This is a genomic window from Candidatus Pelagibacter bacterium nBUS_27, from assembly GCF_051200985.1.
In the GTDB taxonomy this organism is placed as follows: Bacteria; Pseudomonadota; Alphaproteobacteria; order Pelagibacterales; family Pelagibacteraceae; genus Pelagibacter.
The window spans coordinates 868,383-890,190 of the sequence record NZ_CP172845.1 but is presented as its reverse complement, the minus strand read 5'-3'; the positions used below and the strand labels follow the sequence as shown (position 1 = coordinate 890,190).

General features: G+C 28.6%; 18 protein-coding genes. 7 read left to right on the top strand and 11 right to left on the bottom strand.

The features are described 5' to 3' along the window. Window positions 1–49: 49 nt before the first annotated feature. From ACIJYG_RS04855 to ACIJYG_RS04835, 5 genes are all read left to right on the top strand, one after another. Window positions 50–1,276, top strand: coding sequence for an MFS transporter (locus ACIJYG_RS04855; RefSeq protein WP_435095757.1), 1,227 nt, complete (start codon window positions 50–52; stop codon window positions 1,274–1,276). Between the two features lie 2 nt (window positions 1,277–1,278). After that, on the top strand, window positions 1,279–1,773 hold the full coding sequence (locus ACIJYG_RS04850) for a hypothetical protein (RefSeq protein WP_435095754.1): 495 nt from the start codon (window positions 1,279–1,281) through the stop codon (window positions 1,771–1,773). 536 nt (window positions 1,774–2,309) lie between these two features. Beyond that, window positions 2,310–3,233, top strand: a complete 924-nt coding sequence (locus ACIJYG_RS04845) for an NADP-dependent oxidoreductase (protein WP_435095751.1) — start codon at window positions 2,310–2,312, stop codon at window positions 3,231–3,233. A 379-nt stretch (window positions 3,234–3,612) separates the two neighbouring features. Then, window positions 3,613–7,086, top strand: coding sequence for a DEAD/DEAH box helicase family protein (locus ACIJYG_RS04840; protein ID WP_435095748.1), 3,474 nt, complete (start codon window positions 3,613–3,615; stop codon window positions 7,084–7,086). 386 nt (window positions 7,087–7,472) lie between these two features. Further along, on the top strand, window positions 7,473–7,769 hold the full coding sequence (locus tag ACIJYG_RS04835) for a DUF3303 domain-containing protein (protein WP_415295683.1): 297 nt from the start codon (window positions 7,473–7,475) through the stop codon (window positions 7,767–7,769). A 218-nt stretch (window positions 7,770–7,987) separates the two neighbouring features. Here ACIJYG_RS04835 and ACIJYG_RS04830 read toward each other — a convergent pair whose 3' ends face one another. Together ACIJYG_RS04830 and ACIJYG_RS04825 are read right to left on the bottom strand one after the other, a co-directional pair. Continuing rightward, window positions 7,988–8,920 carry an SHOCT domain-containing protein gene (locus tag ACIJYG_RS04830; protein ID WP_435095745.1) on the bottom strand — a complete coding sequence of 311 codons (933 nt, stop codon included), beginning with the start codon at window positions 8,918–8,920 and terminating at the stop codon, window positions 7,988–7,990. A 10-nt stretch (window positions 8,921–8,930) separates the two neighbouring features. After that, window positions 8,931–9,416: a YajQ family cyclic di-GMP-binding protein gene (locus tag ACIJYG_RS04825; RefSeq protein WP_435095742.1), complete on the bottom strand. Its 486-nt coding sequence runs from the start codon at window positions 9,414–9,416 to the stop codon at window positions 8,931–8,933. A gap of 72 nt (window positions 9,417–9,488) precedes the next feature. On the opposite strand from ACIJYG_RS04825, the gene ACIJYG_RS04820 reads away from it, so the two are divergent. Then, window positions 9,489–10,508 (top strand): D-2-hydroxyacid dehydrogenase, encoded by a 1,020-nt coding sequence (locus ACIJYG_RS04820; RefSeq protein WP_435095739.1) that lies wholly within the window; start codon window positions 9,489–9,491, stop codon window positions 10,506–10,508. 66 nt (window positions 10,509–10,574) lie between these two features. Further along, on the top strand, window positions 10,575–10,946 hold the full coding sequence (locus ACIJYG_RS04815) for a TlpA family protein disulfide reductase (RefSeq protein ID WP_435095736.1): 372 nt from the start codon (window positions 10,575–10,577) through the stop codon (window positions 10,944–10,946). An 8-nt stretch (window positions 10,947–10,954) separates the two neighbouring features. Here ACIJYG_RS04815 and ACIJYG_RS04810 read toward each other — a convergent pair whose 3' ends face one another. From ACIJYG_RS04810 to rplI, 9 genes are all read right to left on the bottom strand, one after another. Further along, window positions 10,955–12,271: an MFS transporter gene (locus ACIJYG_RS04810; RefSeq protein ID WP_435095733.1), complete on the bottom strand. Its 1,317-nt coding sequence runs from the start codon at window positions 12,269–12,271 to the stop codon at window positions 10,955–10,957. Window positions 12,272–12,328: 57 nt separating this feature from the next. Continuing rightward, window positions 12,329–13,189 (bottom strand): DMT family transporter, encoded by an 861-nt coding sequence (locus tag ACIJYG_RS04805; protein ID WP_435095730.1) that lies wholly within the window; start codon window positions 13,187–13,189, stop codon window positions 12,329–12,331. Continuing rightward, a complete protein-coding gene (gene gshB, locus ACIJYG_RS04800) occupies window positions 13,186–14,112 on the bottom strand; it encodes a glutathione synthase (RefSeq protein ID WP_435095727.1) in 927 nt (308 codons plus the stop codon). The genes ACIJYG_RS04805 and gshB overlap by 4 nt, the downstream gene beginning before the upstream one ends. Continuing rightward, window positions 14,102–15,397 (bottom strand): glutamate--cysteine ligase, encoded by a 1,296-nt coding sequence (locus ACIJYG_RS04795; protein WP_435095724.1) that lies wholly within the window; start codon window positions 15,395–15,397, stop codon window positions 14,102–14,104. Before ACIJYG_RS04795 ends, gshB begins: the two co-directional genes overlap by 11 nt. A 65-nt stretch (window positions 15,398–15,462) precedes the next feature. After that, window positions 15,463–16,944, bottom strand: coding sequence for an amidophosphoribosyltransferase (gene purF, locus ACIJYG_RS04790; protein ID WP_435095721.1), 1,482 nt, complete (start codon window positions 16,942–16,944; stop codon window positions 15,463–15,465). Then, window positions 16,898–17,443 carry a CvpA family protein gene (locus ACIJYG_RS04785; protein WP_435095718.1) on the bottom strand — a complete coding sequence of 182 codons (546 nt, stop codon included), beginning with the start codon at window positions 17,441–17,443 and terminating at the stop codon, window positions 16,898–16,900. The genes purF and ACIJYG_RS04785 overlap by 47 nt, the downstream gene beginning before the upstream one ends. Before the next feature lie 6 nt (window positions 17,444–17,449). Further along, entirely contained in the window at window positions 17,450–19,840 is a 2,391-nt protein-coding gene (locus ACIJYG_RS04780; protein ID WP_435095715.1) for an efflux RND transporter permease subunit, read from the bottom strand. Between the two features lie 20 nt (window positions 19,841–19,860). Next, window positions 19,861–21,279 carry a replicative DNA helicase gene (locus tag ACIJYG_RS04775; RefSeq protein ID WP_435095712.1) on the bottom strand — a complete coding sequence of 473 codons (1,419 nt, stop codon included), beginning with the start codon at window positions 21,277–21,279 and terminating at the stop codon, window positions 19,861–19,863. Window positions 21,280–21,347: 68 nt separating this feature from the next. Continuing rightward, window positions 21,348–21,806, bottom strand: a complete 459-nt coding sequence (gene rplI, locus ACIJYG_RS04770; RefSeq protein WP_435095709.1) for a 50S ribosomal protein L9 — start codon at window positions 21,804–21,806, stop codon at window positions 21,348–21,350. Between the last annotated feature and the right edge of the window lie 2 nt (window positions 21,807–21,808).

The window sequence follows — 21,808 nt, the reverse complement described above, 5'->3', positions numbered from 1 at the left end:
AGTGCTCATTATGGGTTGCAAATGTCACTAAAATAGTGATGTTCATAGTGTGAAAAAATTAAACTACGGAATGTATGATTTTGCTAATTCTTCTTTTTCAGCCATCATCATTACGTTTATATTTTCTACCTATTTTGCAAGGCAAATTGTTGGTGATGCGCAATTAGGTGCTGCCTACTGGCAATGGACGACGGGAGTTTGTGGTTTATTAATTGCTATAACAGGTCCTTATTTTGGCATCCTAGCAGATAAAAGAAAAAATGGTTTAATAAATTTTTTACGCATATTTACAATCCTATGTATTCTCATAACGTGTTTATTTTGGTTTTCAAAACCAGAAACTAGTTTTATTTTTTACACATTAATAATTTTTTTATGTTCAAATTATTGTTATGAAATTGCGCAAATTTTTTATAATTCACTGTTACAACAAGCATCTGAAAAAAATAAACTTGGCACAACATCAGGCTTAGGTTTTGGGTTAGGGTATTTAGGAACAATTCCAGTATTATTGATTGTGCTTTATTTCTTTGTTTTATCAGACACAGTTTTATTTGATCTTAATAAACAAGAATTTGAAAATATTCGATTCACTGCACTTATTGTTGCTTTGTGGTTTTTTATATTCGCCATTCCTATGCTTTTCTTTTTTAGGGATAAAACTTCTAAAGATATAAAAAAAAATCATTTAAATTTTAAATCTTTGACTCAAATAATTTGGCAAAATAAATTAACTGAAGCAGGAAAGTTTTTAATAGCAAGAATGTTATATGCCGATGCGCTTATTGTTCTGATAAGTGGAGGAGGTGTTTATGCAAGTGGTGTATTTGGTTTTAGCTTTGATGAAATTATAAAAATGGCTATTTTTTCAAATATTATTGCTTTTTTAAGTGTAATAGTTGGAGGACATTTAAATGACAAATATTCATCAAAAAATTTAATCTTAATAAGCATAGCAGCATTAACATTGTGTATAATTTATGCTTCATTACTGGCTGTAAGTAAATCGAATTTTTTTGCAGTTGTAATGGTCATTTCTATATTTATTGGAATAATACAAAGTGCTAGTCGTGTAATGATGACATCACTGATTAATGAAGAGCAAGCAGGTAGAAGCTTTGGTTTATTTGCATTTTCTGGTCGAATTACTTCATTTGCTGGCCCTTTATTAGTTGGGACAATGACTTATTACTTTTCTCAGAGAATTGGTCTTTTTTCCAACACTCTACTTTTTGTATTAGGTTTTTATTTCATGTTAAAAATTAAAAACAAATAATTATGAACTCTAAAAATAAAATAAAAGAAAATGAAAATTTTTCATCAGGTTTTTATGATTGGGCAATTTTTTTAATTAATTTTTATCAGCGAATTAATAAAAGACTAGGCCTAGATTTTGAAAGTTTTATAATATTGCAAGTAGTAGTTAGCTATGATGTATATTTAATAAATAAAAATAAAAAATTATCCTTAGAGTCATTATCTTTTGAATTTGAAAAATCTTCTAATGCAGAGTTCTTAAATGACCCAAAGTTAACCGTGACAAGTATTTCGTCCTCTTTAAATATGCCTAGAGAAACAGTTAAAAGAAAGGTTTTATTATTACAAAATAAAAATTTTGTAACAATTAATCCTAACAAAACAATTCAAATGGGTGAAAATTATACTAAAATTTTTCCTGATTTTGCATCAGGTACTACTCTTGATTTAGCTCGTTTAATTCAACGATGGGATAAAAAAGATATAGTCAGAAAATTTCTTGATTTAAAAATTTAATTTATTTTGAGTTTTCCAAAAAAAGTCTGTCTTAGGGTTTTGTTTATATAGGGAATTACTTAATAAATACTTTTTTATGAAATTTTCATTCTCGGCATAAGCATCTCAATCAACAACAAACCCAGAACCACGATCCCTAAAAGTTTTTTCATTTTATAATCCAATAAATGATATTTATTATATAAACCAAAATACTATAAAATATAAACATTAGGATTTTTTCTTTTCCCGTTTTTTCTTTCCAATTCAATGTAAATAATACTGATGGAGTGGTTACTAATAAGAGAACTCCAATAACAATTATAAGCACTGATAAAATTATAAATACATTCATAAGTTCTCTTTTCTTCTATATTCAATCATGACAAACCCAGAACTATAATCCCTAAAAGTTTTTTCATAATTCAAAAACCTACCAAACCTCTAATCAGGTGTCTAGGTGATGGAATGATTGTTATTTAATAAAATATATACTACATAGCTTTCTTTATGTTTTGATATATTTTAAAAAATTATTTAATTAAAAAGGATACACAATGAAAGCTGTCGTTTATAAAGATTATACTGCCAATATTGAAATTATTGATATTGAAAAGCCAAAACTTCAAGATAAGTCTGTCCTAGTAGAAGTGCATGCTGCTAGCATTAATCCGATCGATAATATTCTACATGCAGGTTATCTAAAAGAAATGCTAGAGCTTAGCTTTCCCCACGTTATGGGCTACGATGTTTCAGGCAAAGTAGTCGAGGTTGGTAAAGATGTACTTAATGTCAAAGTTGGTGATGAAGTGTTTGCTCGTCCCAATCAAGAAGACGCTGGCTCTATTGCTGAATTCGCTCGTATCCAAGAAAATGAACTTGCTATTAAACCAGAAAATCTAAGCCATATAGACGCGGCATCTGTCCCACTAGCGGGTTTGACAGCATGGCAGGCATTAGTTACGAAAGGTAATATTAAGCAAGGTGACAAAGTGTTGATTCACGCTGGTTCAGGTGGTGTTGGAACGCTTGCCATCCAAATTGCAAAACATTTTGGGGCAACAGTTGCAACGACTACAAGTTCTAAAAATACTGAACTAGTTAAAAGTTTGGGAGCTGATCTAATAATTGATTATAGCACTCAGTCATTTGAAGATGAATTGTCTGATTATGATTTAATCTTTGATATGATCGGTGGTGATGTACTTGCTAAGTCTTTCAAGGTTTTAAAAAAAGGAGGTACTCTGATTTCTATTAAGGGTCAAGATACTGAAAACCTTGCTAAAAAATATGGTGTAAACTTTGAATGGTTTTTCATGTCACCTGATGGAGCAATGCTAACAGAACTTGTAACATTAATTAGTCAGGGTACCATTAAGACTATCATTGATAGTACGTATCCAATGGAAAAGGCTTCTGAAGCTTTTGGAAAACTAGCAGAAGGTCGAACCAAAGGTAAAATTGTTCTTACAATTAAATAGAGTTTAGATAATCAAGCTATTTAAGTTTAAATCCTGAACCATGAGTCTATTTGCTTTAAAAATAGCCATTTGATTTATCTCTAAATGGTCTAGTCTGTGGTCTAGTTTCCAACTTAATTTGATGAGTCTTTAAGCGATTTATTTCAAGCTAACTTTTTAATATCCACATAAGTACTGTAGAATAGTGTAGGTGAGTGTAGTTGAGTGTAGGATAAGTTGAACCTCTATTCCCCCAAATAATCGCCAGCTTCCTGTATGATTTTCCACAGTTTACTTGCGTTTTCTTTATTCACAGTGTCCCATTTCTTGTTTTATCTCCAAATGATCTAGTTTGGGGACTAGTTTTAAAATATTATACTATAACAAAATTCTAAAACTTATGAGTTCATTAAACCCTTTTTCAAACAATATATTAAAAACAAATATTTTTAAAAGTATTAATTCTTTTTATGATTTTGAAAAAAGAATTGAAAATACTAAATCAATTGGTGGTAGAGGGATTGAAAATACAAAAGGTGATATTTTTGAAATTTTTGTAGAAGCGTTACTTAGTGTAAATAAAAAATATATAAAAGATAAAGTTTATCCATCTTTTAAAACACCAATTAAAATAAAAGATGATTTAAAATTAAGTTTAAAGAAATCAGAAATGGGGTTTGATGGTGTGTATTTGTCTGACAAAAAAATTTCTACTTATCAGGTAAAATATAGAGGTAATAAAAAAAATACATTAACATGGAGAGAACTATCTACTTTTGTTGGTGTAAGTGAAAAAGCTAATTATAGACATTTATTTACAAATATTGATAAAATTAGCAATGAATTTCTAAATAAAAATAGAATTTTAATAACTTCGAGAAAAGATTTAATCAAATTAAAGCAAATTGAATTTAAAGAAATTGAAAATTGGCTTTATGAAAAAAAAGAAATAATAAAACGACATAATCCAGAAAAATATCAAGAAGAGGCAATTAATAATATTCTATCTGAATTAAAAAAAGCAGATAGAGCTACAGCTATACTTGCCTGTGGAACAGGTAAAACCAATATTGCACTTTGGACATATGAGAAATTACATCCAAAAATATCAATTGTATTTGTTCCTTCTATCGCTTTAATTAAACAAATAAGAGCTGATTGGCTCGAACAAACCAATATTAAAAATATTCAAACTTTACAAATTTGTTCTTTTAAAGAAAGTTCCGCAAGAGAAGATGAATTACAATTAAACAAAGATGATGTAGATTTTGAAATTACAACAAATTCTAAAGTAATTAAAAATTTTATTAGAAAAAAAAATAATAAGTATAAAATTATTTTTAGCACATACCAATCTTCAAAAGTTTTATCAGAGGGAGCTAAAGGACGTCCAATTGATTTTGCTGTTTTTGATGAGGCTCATAGAACTGCAAGAATAACAAAAAGAAAAAATCAAGAATTAACAGGATTCAATTTACCACTTTATGACAAACATATTAAAATTAAAAAAAGACTATTTGTAACTGCAACTAGAAGAATTTCTAATCCAAGTAAAATTTATAATACAGGTGATCCAGAGATAAGTTTAAGTATGGAAAATGAAAATCTGTACGGAAAAATTTGTCACTTTTTATCGTTTAGAGAAGCTGCTAGATTAGGATGTATAGCAAAATTCAAAATAATAGCTTCTTTTGTAACAAAAAAAGAAGTTGAAAATAAACTTAGAAATAAATCAGCTACTATTGTAAATAATAAGGAGATTAAAACTGATCAAGTGGCAAATCAAATTGCTTTAGAAAAAGCAGTTAAGAAGTATAAAATAAAAAAAATATTTACTTTTCATAATACTGTTGAAAGAGCCAAGTCTTTTTGTTCATTATCTGATGAGGGCATTAAGGAACATTTACCAGATTACTATACAAATAGTATTGATGGAAAAATGAAATTATACAAAAGAGAAAATGCTATGGAAAATTTTAAATTTTCTAAAAAGGCAATACTCTCTAATGCAAGATGTTTGGTTGAAGGTGTGGATGTGCCTTCTGTGGAAATGGTTGCTTTTCTAGATAATAAGAATAGTGAAATTGATATTGTTCAAGCAGCAGGTAGAGCACTGAGAAATAGAGGGATCAATAAAAAATATGGTTATATTCTAATTCCAATATTCGTAGAGCAAAATAAAGGTGAAAAAATATCAGATGCGTTGGAAAGAACTAATTTTGATAATATAGCTCAAATATTAAAAGCGATGAAAGAACATGACACTGAAGTTGCACAAATCATAACTGAAGCAGTTATAAATAAAAAAAGCAAAGGTTTCAAAAGTAGAATAAAAAAAGTACAGGAATTAATTGAAGGAACAAGCGGAATAATATCAAAAAATTTATTAATAAATTCTATTATCAATAAGTCTTTTTCATCTCTTAACACAAAATGGGATGAAATGATCATAGAGTTAAAAAAGTATAAAGAAATAAATGGCAATTTTTTTGTAAAATCTGAACAAAATCTACAACTATATCATTGGATAAATAATGTACGAAGAAGGATAAGCAGAAATGAACTATTTATTCATCAGTTAAATGAATTAAGAGAAATTGGATTTGATTTTGTTGATCCAAGAATAACAATTTTTGATAATAAAAATTTATTAAATCTTGACCAATTATCAAAGAAAATTAATGTAAATGAGTCATTTCTTAGAAGATTGGCAGACAAAAACATACTTAAGTCAGTGGGCTTAGGTAAAATGAAAAAATCAGGAAAAGTAGTAGATTTATTTAAAGAAATAACTTTTCAGCAACTCAAAGATTTGGCTGGAATAGATTTTTATAAAGAAGATAATATTTACACTATTTCAAAACTTACAAAACTTACAGGCTTTAATTTAAGTCAAATATTAAATTATTTTGATAAAAAAAAAATAAAAAGTCTTGGTAGGGGCGTTGCTACTGGAGGCAGTAAAAAAGATAAAAAAATTGGAAATTTAGTTTACCCTTTAGTAACTAGAAAGCAATTGTGTGATTTCTACGAAGTATCAGAGAATATTATAGATGAATATTTTACCCTTTCTTCAATGACTAAATTTGTAAATAAAGAACTAAATTGTAAGACGTCAAAGGTATTATTAAAAAAATTAATTGAAAACGGTAAAATAAAACCAGTTGGACAAATTATGAAACAAAGTGGAAGGGTAGATATCTTTAAAAAATATAAGATTGATGATTTGATTGAAATCGCGAAACCATTAGCATTTATTGATACCAATAAGTATTTAACTATTTCAGGTTTAGCAAAAAAAATTAATGTTGATAGAACAACTTTTAGAAAATATTTAGTAAAAACAAAATTGTTAAAACCTTTAGTTAAAGGTCTAACTCATAGCCCTCAAGGTAAAGACAATATTGGTGATTATTATGATGCTTCTTTTACAAGAGAAGATTTTGAAAAAAAAATAGGCGCTAAAATAGAGGTGCCTACTAACCATTATATATTCAATGATTATAGAAAAAAATTAAAAATTTCAGGAAATTTACTCCATAAGATATTCAAACTATTAAAGATCAAGCCAAATGGTAAAACAATTACAAATCGTGGCCTATCAGATTATTATGAATTTTTAGATGAAAAAACTATCTGTAAAAAGCTAAACTATGATTTTTTAGTAATTTCAAAAGATATTTTAACTATTTCAGGAATTGTGACAAAAATTAAGTCTAGTTATAAAACTTCTTTTTCATCTAATACTGTTAAGAAAAAAATTAAAAAATTGAATATAGATATGTTTGGTTATGGACCTTCAAACTCTAGTAAACCACGAACTCCTTATTACAAATTAAATAAAAATCAGTTTAAAAGTTTGATTAATATCTAATTATTATAATTTATTTATCTCAAAATGTTCTAGTTTGGGGACTAGTTTGTTACTTAAATTAATGAGTCTTTAAGCGATTTATTTTATTCAAACTTTCTAGTGTGCGCATAAGTACTGTAGTTTAATGCAGCTTAATGTGGATTAGGTTGTACCGCTAACTCCCCAAATAATCGCCAGCTTCCTGTATCATTTTCCACAGTTTACTTGCGTTTTTTTTATTCACACTGTTCCATTTATTGATTTATCTCTTTTGTTTCAAATTATCCTATAAAATCCTATATCTAAATTCAATAAGACTGAGGCGTGGCCATCTCCTATAATTGCTGTTAGGTTAAAAGTAGATAAATACAAATAACAACTTAACCAAGGATAATAAAATGATTTTCATGTGTACATATCAATTAGATCGAGACAAGCAAGCAGAGACGCAAGCCTTTTTTGCAAATATGACTGATGAACAAATTGCTGGAGAATACCCTGCTGATGTAAAACAAATTGGTCGTTGGCATGATGCAGCTAATGGAAGTGGCTTAATAATAGTTGATACAGATAATCAAGAATCGCTAACAGCATGGATCATGGGTTGGTCTGGAGCATGCACTTTTCCTATCGTTAAACCAGTATTAGATGATGCTAATGCAAGAAAAGCTATTAAAGCTATGATGGCTAATCAAAAAGGTTAATCAAAAAAATTTAGTTACCCTTATTCAAGAGGGTAACTAAACAAACCCAGAACCATGATCCCTAAAAGTTTTTTCATAGTTTCAATTTATCAATTTTTTGAATTAATGTCTTGTTACTAGTTTGTTACTTAAATTGATTAGTCTTTAAGCGATTTATTTCAAGACATTGAAACATCTCAAAAGTCTTTAGTCTAGACACTAGCTTATCCTGTAAATTACTAATTTAAGAGTTTTTTCTTAGCTTTTTCAAACTCATCAATAGTTATAATTCCCGCCTTATAAAGTTCGTTTAGTTTTTTTATTTGATTTACAATATCATTTGAGGAGTTTTTACTGATTATTTTGCTAGATGGAGAAAGTTTGATTAAACTTAACTTATGTCTATTTAATACTCCTATTGAATTTTCAAAATCAATATGTCTTTGAGCTGAAATTGAAATCCATTTTTCCATTATTTTTTTATGTTCAGGATAATTATCAATATTATGTTTGTGATATTCTGACATATTTTCTTCGATAAATTTATTATCTGGAGCATTCAAAATTTTTGGATCTACAATATAAACAACATAAAACCACTTTCCCAATTTTAACCTTGAGAAATATGAATGTTCGCTATAGAGAGCAACCTTAGGTAATGAAACATTGTTTTGTTTTAACCACATTTTTAACTGAGTATTAGCAGTTCTTAATTCTGGATTATCTGGATTGTAAATGTGTTTAATTAAATCATGGTGACCTACCCAAAAACAATTATGTGATGATCCTTTTTTGTATAATTCTAATACGATATATTCTGGTTTTTCATAACAACCATCGTATTTATTTTTAAACAGTATTTCTAAAAGTGCATTATTTACAATATCTTCATGAACTCCTGCAGTTTTCCATTCAGAAATTGAAATTGCTTCTTTAACCTTATTATTTTCAATTCTTAGTAGGGTTAAAACTTTATTTGTAATGTAATAATCATAAGCATTTTTTTCAGCTAAAATCCATTTACCCTTAGGTAAATTTATTTTAAATTTATTATTAATAATAAAAATATCTTCTATGATATCACCAATTTTATAATTTTTTGCGTAAACTTTTGAATTAATTGTAGATAAAAAGATTATGGATACAAAAAGTAGAAATAATATTTTTTTCATTTATTTAAGATTAATCCCTAAAATTTATAAATTCAATTGGTAAACCAATGTCGATAGTTTTGATTGCAGCTATCGCATCCTGGAGATCATCTCTTTTTTTTCCATCTACTCTTAATTCTTCTCCTTGGATTTTAATCTGTATTTTAAGCTTAAGTTTCTTTATGTCCCCAATGATCTTTTTTGCATTTTCTTGGCTTATTCCTTCTTTTAATTCACTAACCTGTCGAATGGTTCCACCTGATGCACCTTCTGAATTTTTAACACTTAGTACTCTTGGATCCACTTTTCTTCTTACAAGATGAGTTTCTAACAGTTCATTGACTTGTTTTAGCTTTAACTCATCTGATGCAAGTGTAGTGATATTTTTATCTTTTCGTTCAATTGAAATATTTAGTCCTTTAAAATCATATCGATTACTAATCTCTCTTAAACAATTAGCTAAGGCATTATCAAATTCTTGATAATTAATTTTACTGATTACATCAAATGAAGGCATAATATTTTTATTAATCTATATGATAATATATTTTTTATTAAAAGAAATTAAAGATAAGATAATAATTAACAAATGAATAAAATTAAAATTCATATAAGAAATAACCACTGGAAAGAAGGTTTTTTACCTTGTGATCCAGAAGGTGAAAAGCATAGTACAATAACTAAAGAAGAATTTGAAAAAGGACTAAGTCAATTTCGAGGAATTAGAGAAAAGATAGATTATTTAATAGATTGGGATGATGATAATTATCTAACTTCTATGAAAGAAGCAGATATTTTGCTTGGTTGGCAATTCCCAACAGAAAATATTAAAGCTATAGCTCCAAAGCTTAAATGGATACACGTAAGTTCTGCCGGAGTTAACCATCTATCTCCCTTTGATTGGATGAAAGAAGATTTAGTTTTAACAAACAGTAGTGGCGTGCATGCTAAAAAAGCAGGAGAATTTGGTTTAATGAGCATCTTAATGCTTCAAAATCAAATGACTAAAATTGTTACAAATCAAAAAAATAAAGAGTTTGTTACTTTACTAAGTAAACCTATTGAAGGTTTTAAAGTTGTTGTAGTTGGAACCGGATCTTTAGGTGGCTCAATGATAAAGCATATAAGTAAACTTGGAGCTGAAGTTATTGGGGTTAATCGAAAAGGAAAAAGTGTTGAGGGTTGCTCAAAAGTAATTACCTTTGATAAAATAGATGAAGTATTGCCAAGTGCTGATTTTTTATATCTCGCAGTTCCTGAAACAGAAGAAACAAAAGGATTAATTAATAAGACTAGACTAGATAGTCTTAAATCGACGTGTGGTATTGTTAACATTGGTAGGCACTCAGTGTTAGATTATGAGGCTTTAAGAATTAAATTAGAAAAAAATGAAATAGCGGGTGCCATTTTAGATGTATTTTCTCACGAACCCATACCAAAAGACTCTAATCTTTGGGATACGCCAAATTTAATAATCACACCACATATTTCATCAGATAGTCAAGGCAACTATATTGAGATGGTGTTAAAGATATTCTTTAAAAATCTCAAACTTTTTTTAGAAAAAAAGGAACTTATTAATCAAATTGATAGAAAGTTAGGTTATTAAAGTAAGGTCATAGAGACAATTTGTTTAATTACAGAAATACTAGTTGGGTGTAGATTACTTCTAATTATGAAAAATATTCTAATCTTTATACTTTTAATATTTGGCCTTAATTCAGTTGCTGTAAGTAAAGAAACTACTTTTACTAATGAGATTTTTGAAAAATCACAATTAGAGGGAAAAACTGTTGTAATCCATTCATGGAACAAGACCTGCACAACTTGTGCTAAACAAATAAAAGTATTAGACAAAGCCAAACAAGATTTCAAAGATGTAATATTTTTAAGCTTTGAACAAACGAAAGATAAAAAAATCGCAAAATCTTTAGGTATTAATTATTGGACAACAATTGTTGTTTATAAAGATAGCAAAGAATTATCACGAACCATTGGTCAAACAAATAAAGATAAGATTTACTCTCAGATCAAATCTTTAGAATAATTAAAATACTAAAAACTATTAGGTTTGTTTTCTTCAATTACAGGTTCTAAAGATGGTTTAACCGGTTCTTCAATAGGTTCAGTTGAAGGGTTTAATTCAATACCAGCTGGCGTAATTGATTGTGGCATTGCAACGAATTGAGAATCTGGATTTTCAACAACAGGTCTAACTTTTGATCTATAAAGTCCATAAATTCCAATTAAAGAATGAAAAAATATTAAGAATATAAAAAAACCATTAGGTCCAACGAAACCCATAAATACTGAACACAAAAAAGGGCCACCCATAGCACCCATACCAAATGTAAACTGTAAACTAGCACCTGCTGCAACAAATTTTTCTTTAGGGATAAAATCATTGGTATGTGCTAAAATTAAAGAGAACATTGGAAGACTACAAAAAGAAAATAAAATTAAAAAAACATAAAACCAAAATTTACTGGTTGCTAACTCACCTGGTAAATACATTTGTCTTGAAGATAAAATTGCACAAAAAGCAAAGAATGCTGATGCAAAAGTCACTATAATAATTACTCTTCTTCTATCAAACATATCGGACAATTTTCCAATAGGCCATTGAGAAATTGCACCTGATACCGCAAGCATAAAGGTAACTAATGAAATTTGAAAAATAGAAAAATTCATTGTTGCTGCATATACTGCTAGCAGTGTGAATAATGCAGATTGAATAGTTCCATAAAAAAATGCACTGACCATCCCAAATGGAGATGAGATAAATGCTTCCTGTAAAGACATAGTTGATATCTTTTTAAACGTTGGAGCTTTTCTTTTTGTAAGTAATATTGGAATTAGTGCAGCTGAAGTTATGACTGAAATTAATATAAAGGGTTCAAAGTTTAATGGATCACTAAAGTTAAGTAAAAACATTCCAAGCCCCATAGCACCATATAAGATGACCATATAGACGGACAAGACACTGCCTCTATTTTTATTACTTGCTCTATCATTCAACCAACTTTCAGCAACAGTATAAATAGAAACCATACTTATACCTGTAAGCACCCTTAATAGAAACCATACAAAAGGGCTAACGTATATAGCATGAATTAAAACTACTAATGAAGCAACAGAAGCAAAAGCTGCAAACACTCTGATATGTCCTACACGAGAAATTATTTGTGGAATAGTTTTAGCACCAATAAAGTAACCAACAAAGTAACCAGACATCATAAACCCTGTTGCTGTTAAACTAAATTCTTCTTTTACAGCTCTAACTCCAAGCAAGGATCCTTGAAATCCATAAGCAAGCATAAGTGCCCCCATACCTAAAAATAATGCCCATGAATTTTTTAATACTTTTTCCATCTGAATCGGTATCTATTTCTGATTTGTGGCCAAATCAAGTTAAATGTATTTAGAGGTTTATGATTTTCTAAGCTTTAGGAATGAGTGAATCGCAATTGTTAAAATTATGACTAATCCGCCTTGAATGGTCTCAATACTAGGCTGTTCTTTAATTACCATCCAAACCCAGAATGGACCAATAATAGTCTCTAATAGGAAGAATAAATTCACCTCTTCAGCAGGGATAAATCTAGGAGCAATCGTTACAAGCACAAAAGGAATAGCAACACACATAATACTCATTAATGGTACAATAAATAAATCTCGGTCAACTAAAGTGTAGGTTTCAATAAAAAACATAGCGAATATTGCAACACACAATTTCCCGACAACTGCTGCAGGTAGTAAGTTTTTTTTCTTAGCCGATCTAATAGTCACAGCATTAATTGCAAGTCCAAGACCTGTGATAAAACCTAAAATATCCCCATAAACATTCCCTAATTGAAGCGAGTCGTAGAAAATATAAACTGCAGCTAAAAATGTTACTGCAATTGCAACCCAAGTTTTTTGATCAGGTATCTCTTTTAAGAAAATAGCACCTAAAATTGCAGACAACATAGGTGCCATTGCAATCATGACTAAAGTATTAGCTACATTAGTGTTTTGGATAGAGACTACAAAAGTAATATTAGTAATAGAGAAAGTAGTTATAAAAATTAAACCATGGTAACCACTATTAAATAACATCTTAAAAAAATTGGATTTATAAACGATTAACATTCCAATCAAGACAGTAAAAAACGGAATCATTCCACGATAAAATACTAAACCCCAAGTATCCACATTCGATAATCTAATAAATAAACTATCAGGTGTAATAAACATTACCGCAACAAATGCTAAAAAAGATCCTTTTTGTTGGTCAGATAAATTTGTCATGCTTTTAATTTTTCCCAGAATATTTTTGCAAGATTAACTCCTGATAAATCGTATAATGTTTTTAATCCAGTAGGTGATGTAACATTGATATCACCATTTAATTTTTGATCTATAAAATCTATTCCAGCAAAAAAAATATTTTCTTTTTTAAGATCTTTAGCAATTAATTTTGAAATTTTATGCTCTGTTTTGGTTAATTGGACATTAATTGGTTTTGCACCTTTGCTCATGTTACTTAAAAAAGAACCATGTTTAGGAACTCTAGATATTGCACCACATACTTGACCATTTAATAAAAAAACTCTTTTATCACCTTTGCTAATCTTAGGTAAAAATTTTTGACACATTATGTGATCATGCTTTTTGATAAATTGATAAATTAGTTTAGGATTAAATTTGTTTAAAAGATGAATATCATTCCCACCGTAACTATGGATAGGTTTTATAATTACTTTTTTATGTATCTTAAAAAAGTTTTTAATTTCACTTATATTTTGAGTAAAAATAGTACTTGGCATAAATTTTTGGTATCTTGCAGAATATAGTTTTTCAGATACGTTTCTAATTGAAGTAGGGTTGTTTAAAATTTTAACTTTATCTTTAATTGTATCAAGAATGTATGTTGCCGAAATATATTCAAGATTAAAAGGAGGATCTTGACGAATTAGAATAAATTTACATTTTGTAAGATTTAGTTTTTGTTTTTTTAAGATTTTAAAAAATTTTTTATCTTTATAATTAAACTTTATAAAAAATCCTGAGGCAATTACTTTTGAATTAATTACTGACAAATCTTTTGGGTCATAATAAAATATCCTGTAGTTTTTGCTTTGAATCTCATGAGCAAGAAAAACACTTGTGTCTGTTTCAGAGTTTAATTTTGAGGGGTGATTTCCTTGAATAGCAACGATTTTATTTGTCATATAATTCACTTAAATCTTCAGTTTTAGAAAATTTACTAATCATATGATCTGCATTAGTAGTTTTATTATCAATTACTTTTTGCAAATGATTTAAAAATAATGTCTCATTTTTTCCGTGTTTATTCAAAATATCTCTGTCCTCTAATCCTTTTTTAGATAAATCTAATAATGTACCTGCCCAATAAAGTAGATCTTTACCCATAAGTTGAGTATTAAATCCTTTTTTGGGAGCTTCTAGATATGCATTAATAATTCTATCTTTATCCCAAGTCGAAATTAACTCATAAACTTCATTTAAATTTCCATATAGCATCCCAACATTGAAAGCGGGTCCTGAACATAGACAATCCCAACCACAAGTATCCATTGATCTAAGTTCAATATATTTCTTTAATCTATTTTCTGTAAAAATTGTACTTAAGTGAGTAGTTAAATCATTTTCGGTCGGTAGTCTGTTTCCAATCTCATTAATTTTACCCTCCATAAAATCTTTAAATGTATATTTTCTTCCAGAAATATATGACCCTTCATGTTGAATAAATAAAATTGGAAAATTTATTGAAAACTCTGCATATTTTTCAAAATCTAATTCTTCAAAAAATAATTTAGGAAGTCCTCCCCTCGAGGTGCTTTGCCAAACTTTGGATCTATATGATAAATAATTACTTTTTTTCTTTTCAACAATTGCTGAGTTTGCAAATAAAGCAATTGAAATTGGGACTATGGAATTAACAACTTTAAATTTTTTTTTAAAATCTTCTTCAGAATTATAATCGATATTTAATTGTGTACCACAAGTTCGATACATCATATCTAAACTTAGTTCTCCCCCAAGTGGCATGTCCTTAGTCATTAACTCATATCGTTGTTTGGGGTTATTTGGAATTTCATCTAATTTTGAAATAGGATCAAATCCAGCACTTACAATATTAATACCTAATTTTTGAGTAACTTGTCTTAATTCAAATAGATAATCCTGAGACTCTGCACAAGCTTCATGAATATGATTAAGTTTATCACCTGATAATTCTATTTGGTTTCCAGGTTCAAGAGTAATATTTTTGCCACCTTTGTTTAGCCCTATAATATTTTTTTTCTCTAAAATTGGATTCCAGCCAAATTCTAAAAGAGCAGCAAACATCTCTTTAATTTTTGAATAATTAATTCTTTTATTATCAATGTTACTGAACAAAAATTTTTCATGCTCAATCCCAATCCTAAAATCTTTTGTCTGTTTAATTCCTGATTTAAAATAATCTATTATTTGTTCTTTAGATTTGATCATATATATCTAGATAATATTTAAATTTAGAATTTAAAGATAATTATTAAAAAATAAATTTTTTCTATTTAATTGTTAGAACCAGTGCTTAATAAGGATAATTGAGTTACTTTATTGTCTCCTAATTGATCAATAGGTTTTACAGGATAGTCCCCTGTAAAATAATGATCCGTAAGCTGTGGGTAAGTATCATTTCTTTTGTCAAAACCAATTGCTTTATATAATCCTTCAAGAGATAAAAATTTTAGAGATTTAGCTCCAATATACTCACAAATTTCCTCATTTGTCTTATTAGCAGCTAACAATTCCTTTTTGGTTGGAGTATCAACTCCATAAAAATCTGGATATCTGATTTCAGGACATGCAATTTTAACATGCACTTCTTTAGCCCCTGCATCATATAACATTTTAACAATTTTATGAGAGGTAGTTCCTCTTACAAGCGAGTCATCAATTAAAATAATTCGTTTATCTTTAATAGTTGTTTGATTTGCATTTAATTTTAGCTTAACTCCTAAGCTTCTAATTTTTTGACTTGGTTCAATAAATGTTCTTCCCACATAGTGATTTCTAATTAAACCATGTTCATAATTTATTTTTAAATATTGGGCAAAGCCAAGAGCAGCTGCATTGCCACTGTCTGGAACAGGAACTACTATATCTGCCTCAATATTATTTTCTTTAGCAAGCTCAATTCCAATATTTTTTCTATGCTCATAAGCAGTTTTACCATCAAGAATACTGTCAGGTCTTGCAAAATAAATATATTCAAAAACACAAGGCCTTACTTTTTTTGGAGGGTAGGGTTTGATACTTTCTAATTTATCATTTTCAATTAAAACAATCTCACCATTTTCAACATCTCTCACAAATTTAGCACCAATAATATCCAATGCACAAGTTTCTGATGCAAGTACATAGCTGTTACCTAATTTTCCAATAACAAGTGGTCTAATCCCAAATGGATCTCTAACACCAATCAATGAATTTTGTGTTAACATCACTAAGGCATAACCTCCTTGAATTTGGAACACTGCATCTACGACTTTATCAATTGTTTTGGGTCGTTTAGATTTAGCAATTAATTGAACAATAGTTTCTGTATCAGATGTTGAGTAAAAAATAGCTCCATCTTCAACCAATTTATTTCTAAGTGCAATAGAGTTTGTTAAGTTTCCATTATGAGCAACTCCAATTCCACCTGCATTAGTATCTGCAAAAAAAGGCTGGATATTTCTTAATGTATTTTCACCAGTTGTGCTGTACCTGTTATGACCAATAGCATGGTTTCCTTTAAGATTTTTAAGAACTTTTTCTTTATTAAAGTTGTCTCCAACTAAGCCAAATCTTTTTTCGGAGTAATACTTTTCACCGTCAAAAGAAACTATTCCACAGCCTTCTTGACCACGGTGTTGAAGAGCATGAAGACCAAGAGCTGTTAAAGCAGAGGCATCTTTTGAATTACTTATGCCAAATACACCACATTCTTCTTTTAATTTAGGATCAAAGTTCTTCAATTTTTTCTTTAGAATCTTGATATGTTTTTTCATTAGGAAATTCTTTTATGAGATAATTACTACCTTTTTCAAGGTAAGGAAAGATGTATGATTGCTCTATATTTATAGGCCATTTATCGTAATTGTAGACAATATGAAAGCCAGAGAAAATACAAACTGAAATTATATATGCTCGAATAAACCCAAAAAAGAATCCAAAGGTAGAATCTAATCCTCCGATACCAGTGTAACTTACTGCTTTACTAATTCCTTTATTCACAAGTAATACTAAAAAAATAACCAATATAAAAATAGCAATTCCCAACCCAACATCTAAGACATACTCGTTATCAATAATATCCTCAATGTATGGTTTTATTCTTGGAAATAAAATTAGAGTAATGATGTAGGCAAGTAACCATTTAGCCATTGATAAAATACTTAAGACAAATCCTTTTTTGTAACAAGTAACAAGTGATAAGAAGGTAATAATTATGTAGATTAGATCAATTACAGATATTAAATTATAAAAATCTTTTAAACTATCAATCATTACCAACTATCTTCCAAAAGGTTTAATAGTTAAGATCAAAGCGGGTAACAAAGTTAAAACAGAGATCATTGCAAGTAACATTGCAAGTCCTGTAAACACACCAAAATAAATTGTAGGAATAAATTTTGATAAAACTAAAATTGAAAAACCAAAAACAATAGTGATGGATGTATTCAATATTGCAATACCAACTGTTGAATGACATCTTTTTAAAGTTTTATTGTAATCTTTAATCTTATCAAATTCTTCTTTAAATCTATAAATATAGTGAATACTATTGTCTACAGCTATGCCGATAGTTATTGCCGCTATAGTAATGGTCATCATATCTAATGGGATGCCAAGAAGACCAATAATTCCTAAAATAAAAAATGCTGCAATAAAATTAGGAACTACTCCAATTAAAGACAATTTAATATTTCTAAATAAAATTACGAACATTGAAAAAATTCCAATCATTACCAACCCTAAAGTAAGAATTTGTGATTTAAATAAACTTTGTAATAAATTATTAAATAAAATTAAAACTCCAGCTAATTTAAATTCACTTTCCTCTAATCCTATTTTATCTTTAAGATCAAAATTTATTTTATTTATTAAATCATTTCTTCTTAAGTCTTTTTGGGAGTCAATTATTCTTAAACTTATTCTAGCTTCATTGTTTTCAATAGATAAATAGGGATCAATAATTTCTGTTTTTATACTTTCTGGAATTTTAGAATACAAAACGCCCATTTCCAAAGTACCAAGAGGCTTGTTGTTGTTCAGTTGTGTTGCAACATCAATGATAGATGAAAAAGATAAAACTTTTCCAACTTCTGGTAGGCTATCTAGATAATTGTGAACTGATGCTATTTTATCAACTTTATCTTTAGTAAACCAATATTTTTCATCATTCTTATCCTCTTCATCATCCCAATCTTCAAACTCATCATCTTCAGTCGATAAATCTTTATTTTTAACTACAGGAAATTTTAGAATTACCTCAAGTGGAGTAGTACCACCTAATTCTTCGTCTATAAGTTTCATTCCCTTATAAATTTCAGTATTTTTATTAAAGTAATTAATAAAGCTATTCTCTACTTCGAGCTTGCTAATTCCAATTATGCTCAAAATAATAATAATTCCAGTTAATCCAAAAATTGTATTTTTATTATTTATTGAAAGAAGACCTAAATAATTTGTAATTTTTGAATCTTGTTCTTTTTTAAGAGTTGTATTTTTTGTTGGTGTAAAATTTAAAAGAGTTGGAAGAAGGGTGAAGGTAATAATAAATGATGTGATTAATCCAAAAGTCATCATCCACCCAAAATCAATAATTGGTTTAATTCCACTAAAGATAAGAGATAAAAAGGCAAAGACAGTGGTAAAGACTGTATACAAAATAGGCCAAAACATTTTATTTGTTGTAAGAGATATAATTTCTAAATTATTTTTAGCAGGGTAATCTTTTTTTAGCTGAAGAAAGCGAGTACTCATATGAATATTCATCGCCATTGTTAAAATAAGCATTAATGCAATAAAGTTAGAAGAAATAACTGTTACCTTCCAACCTAGAATTCCTAGTAAGCCCATCATAATTACAACTGAGAATAAGCAACTACAAATTGGAACAATAATCCAAATTAACTGTCTAAAGACAAACCATAAAGTTGTAATAATAAATAAAAGAACTCCTATACCAAAAACTACAATATCACTTTTAATGAAAGTCATCATGTCATCAGCTATCATTGGAATTCCTCCAAGATAAATCTTACCTACATCTCCATAACTTTGAATAACTTGTCTAATCTCTAATATATTTTCATGATTTTGTTTTTTAATCTTATCCTTGTAAATTTCTACTTCGTCTTTTGATAAATCTTTAATATTTTCTAATTTTTTATTTTCTTTGATGTTAACTATAATACCGCTCGTATTACCATCTTCACTAATAACATAATTTCTAAACACAGGACTGTTTAAAATTTCTTTAAACCCACGATTTTTATCTACTCCCTCATCTTTTAATGTTTTAAAACTTTGAAGTCTTTCTTGTAGAGGAGAGTCTGAATTACTTAAAAGAGGTATATCTAAAAGAGTGATGACGCTATGAACCCAATTAAGACTTTGAATTTTATATTTTAAACTTAAAAGATTATTAATTGAGCTGTCAGTTACCATTCCTTCATTTGGAGTATAAGTAAGAATTAAAAATTTTTTTGAACCATATCTTTCAGTTACTTCTTGAAGATAGGTTAAATCAGGATCACCCTCTAACAATAGTGTTTCAGAAGATGCATCTAATCTGAAATCTTTGGAATAATACCCAAAGCTTAATATTGCAATAATAAGTATAATAAATACTGATTTTGGGTTTTTCAGAACTCTATTATGATACAATTGAGCAAACATTAGCTCTTTTATATTGGAATTTAATTAATTTGAGTATCTTTAAATTTAGTGAATCTCTCTTCAAACTCAAGAGTTACATTGCCTATTGGACCGTGTCGTTGTTTACCTATTATAATTTGAGCTAAGTGAGCAACTTCATTCATTTTTGCTTGCCACTCTGCATGTTCAACCGTTGCTTCTCTTGGTTCTTTTCTTTGTAAATAATATCCTTCTCTGTAAACAAACATTACAACATCTGCATCCTGTTCAATTGAACCAGACTCTCTAAGATCAGCTAACTGAGGTTTATGATCATCTCTTTGTTCAACTTGTCTTGAAAGTTGAGATAAAGCCACAACAGGAACAGCCAATTCTTTTGCAATTGCTTTTAAACCTTGTGTGATTTGTGAGATTTCTTGAACTCTTCCATCTTTGTTAAAGGTTGTTCCTCTCATTAACTGAATATAATCAACTACAATCATATCAAGACCAAATAATCTTTTAATTCTTCTAGCTCTGTTACTCATTGCGGCAATACTAATTGCTGGCGTCTCATCGATATACAATGGAAGTTCAGCAATATTTTTTGAAGTTTCTAAAAATTTATCAAATTGTTCATCTGAAATTCTTCCTCTTCTAATATCATTTGAGCTAATTCTTGCTTGTTCTGAAATAATTCTTGTAGATAATTGTTCAGAAGACATTTCTAGTGAAAAGAAAGCGATAGATGATTTTTTTCCACTGTCTTGTAATTTTTGTGCTGCATTAAAAGCGATATTTGTTGCAAGAGATGTCTTACCCATAGAAGGTCGTCCAGCAATAATAATTAAATCTGACTGGTGAAGACCACCGAGTTTATCATCTAAATCTCTAAGACCTGTTGGAACACCCACAATACCTTCCACATTTTTATAAGCAGCAGATGCCATTTCGATTGTTTGTTTCATGGCTTCATCAAATTTAACTAGTGATGAGTTAAAAGAGCCTTTTTCTGCTAAATCAAATAATAGTCTTTCCGAATTTTCAATAATTGTTTGACCATTGGTATCTAGCTCATTTAGTTTTGCACTATCAATGGTTTGTTCTGAAATTTTAATTAATTCTCGTCTTACAAACATATCATAAATTATTTTTGAGTATTCAACTGCTTGACGAACTGATGTAGAAAATTTTGTAATTTTAACTAGATATTCTGGAACATTTAAATCATCTTTCTCATCTTCAAAATAATTTTTAAGTGTAATAGGGTTAGCGAGCATCCCTTTATAAATTAAACTTTCAATCGCCTCAAAAATTTTTTGATGCATTGGATCATGAAAATTAATACTTGAAATTATTGTGCTAATTTCATCAAAGATATCGTTACTAACTAATATAGATCCAATAACTGCTTGTTCAGCTTCAATGTTATTTGGTAATTCTTTGAATTGATCTTTAACGATGCTTAGATTGTTCTCCATAAATAATAATTTACAGAATTATTTTTTAATTAAAATTGCTAATAAATGTTGGGGAAAAGAATGTATAATTATTGGATCGTATCAGCTGATGTAACACTGATTGTAATTTCAGCATCAACTTCTGAGTGCAAAGAAACTTTTACTTTGAATTTTCCTAAAGATTTAATTTCTTCAACTGGTTGTATCATTGAAGGCTTGATTTCAATTTTATTTTCATCTTGAATAAGTTTTGAAATTTCAGTTGGTTTAACTGAACCATATAATTCGTTATTTTCAGTGCTTAGTTTTTTAACTGCATATTCTTTGCCATTAATTTGTTCTGAAATTTGAGTAGCTTCTTTCTTCTTTTCACTATCTTTTTTTGACAAGTCTGCTTTTATTTTTTCAACTTCTGAAATATTTTCCTTTGAAGCGTACAATGCTTTTTTGTTAGCAATTAAAAAATTTCTAGCATAGCCTCTTTTAACCTCTATCACTTCACCAATAGAACCAATTCTCTTTACGTTTTCTAATAAAATAACTTTCATTT

Coding starts and splice junctions, on each gene's coding strand:
- ACIJYG_RS04780 (WP_435095715.1), bottom strand. CDS start 19,840: ATGTTTGCTCAATTGTATCATAATAGAGTTCTGAAAAACCCAAAATCA.
- rplI (WP_435095709.1), bottom strand. CDS start 21,806: ATGAAAGTTATTTTATTAGAAAACGTAAAGAGAATTGGTTCTATTGGT.
- ACIJYG_RS04815 (WP_435095736.1), top strand. CDS start 10,575: ATGAAAAATATTCTAATCTTTATACTTTTAATATTTGGCCTTAATTCA.
- ACIJYG_RS04840 (WP_435095748.1), top strand. CDS start 3,613: ATGAGTTCATTAAACCCTTTTTCAAACAATATATTAAAAACAAATATT.
- ACIJYG_RS04820 (WP_435095739.1), top strand. CDS start 9,489: ATGAATAAAATTAAAATTCATATAAGAAATAACCACTGGAAAGAAGGT.
- ACIJYG_RS04835 (WP_415295683.1), top strand. CDS start 7,473: ATGTGTACATATCAATTAGATCGAGACAAGCAAGCAGAGACGCAAGCC.
- ACIJYG_RS04825 (WP_435095742.1), bottom strand. CDS start 9,416: ATGCCTTCATTTGATGTAATCAGTAAAATTAATTATCAAGAATTTGAT.
- purF (WP_435095721.1), bottom strand. CDS start 16,944: ATGAAAAAACATATCAAGATTCTAAAGAAAAAATTGAAGAACTTTGAT.
- ACIJYG_RS04810 (WP_435095733.1), bottom strand. CDS start 12,271: ATGGAAAAAGTATTAAAAAATTCATGGGCATTATTTTTAGGTATGGGG.
- ACIJYG_RS04785 (WP_435095718.1), bottom strand. CDS start 17,443: ATGATTGATAGTTTAAAAGATTTTTATAATTTAATATCTGTAATTGAT.
- ACIJYG_RS04775 (WP_435095712.1), bottom strand. CDS start 21,279: ATGGAGAACAATCTAAGCATCGTTAAAGATCAATTCAAAGAATTACCA.
- gshB (WP_435095727.1), bottom strand. CDS start 14,112: ATGACAAATAAAATCGTTGCTATTCAAGGAAATCACCCCTCAAAATTA.
- ACIJYG_RS04830 (WP_435095745.1), bottom strand. CDS start 8,920: ATGAAAAAAATATTATTTCTACTTTTTGTATCCATAATCTTTTTATCT.
- ACIJYG_RS04845 (WP_435095751.1), top strand. CDS start 2,310: ATGAAAGCTGTCGTTTATAAAGATTATACTGCCAATATTGAAATTATT.
- ACIJYG_RS04850 (WP_435095754.1), top strand. CDS start 1,279: ATGAACTCTAAAAATAAAATAAAAGAAAATGAAAATTTTTCATCAGGT.
- ACIJYG_RS04795 (WP_435095724.1), bottom strand. CDS start 15,397: ATGATCAAATCTAAAGAACAAATAATAGATTATTTTAAATCAGGAATT.
- ACIJYG_RS04805 (WP_435095730.1), bottom strand. CDS start 13,189: ATGACAAATTTATCTGACCAACAAAAAGGATCTTTTTTAGCATTTGTT.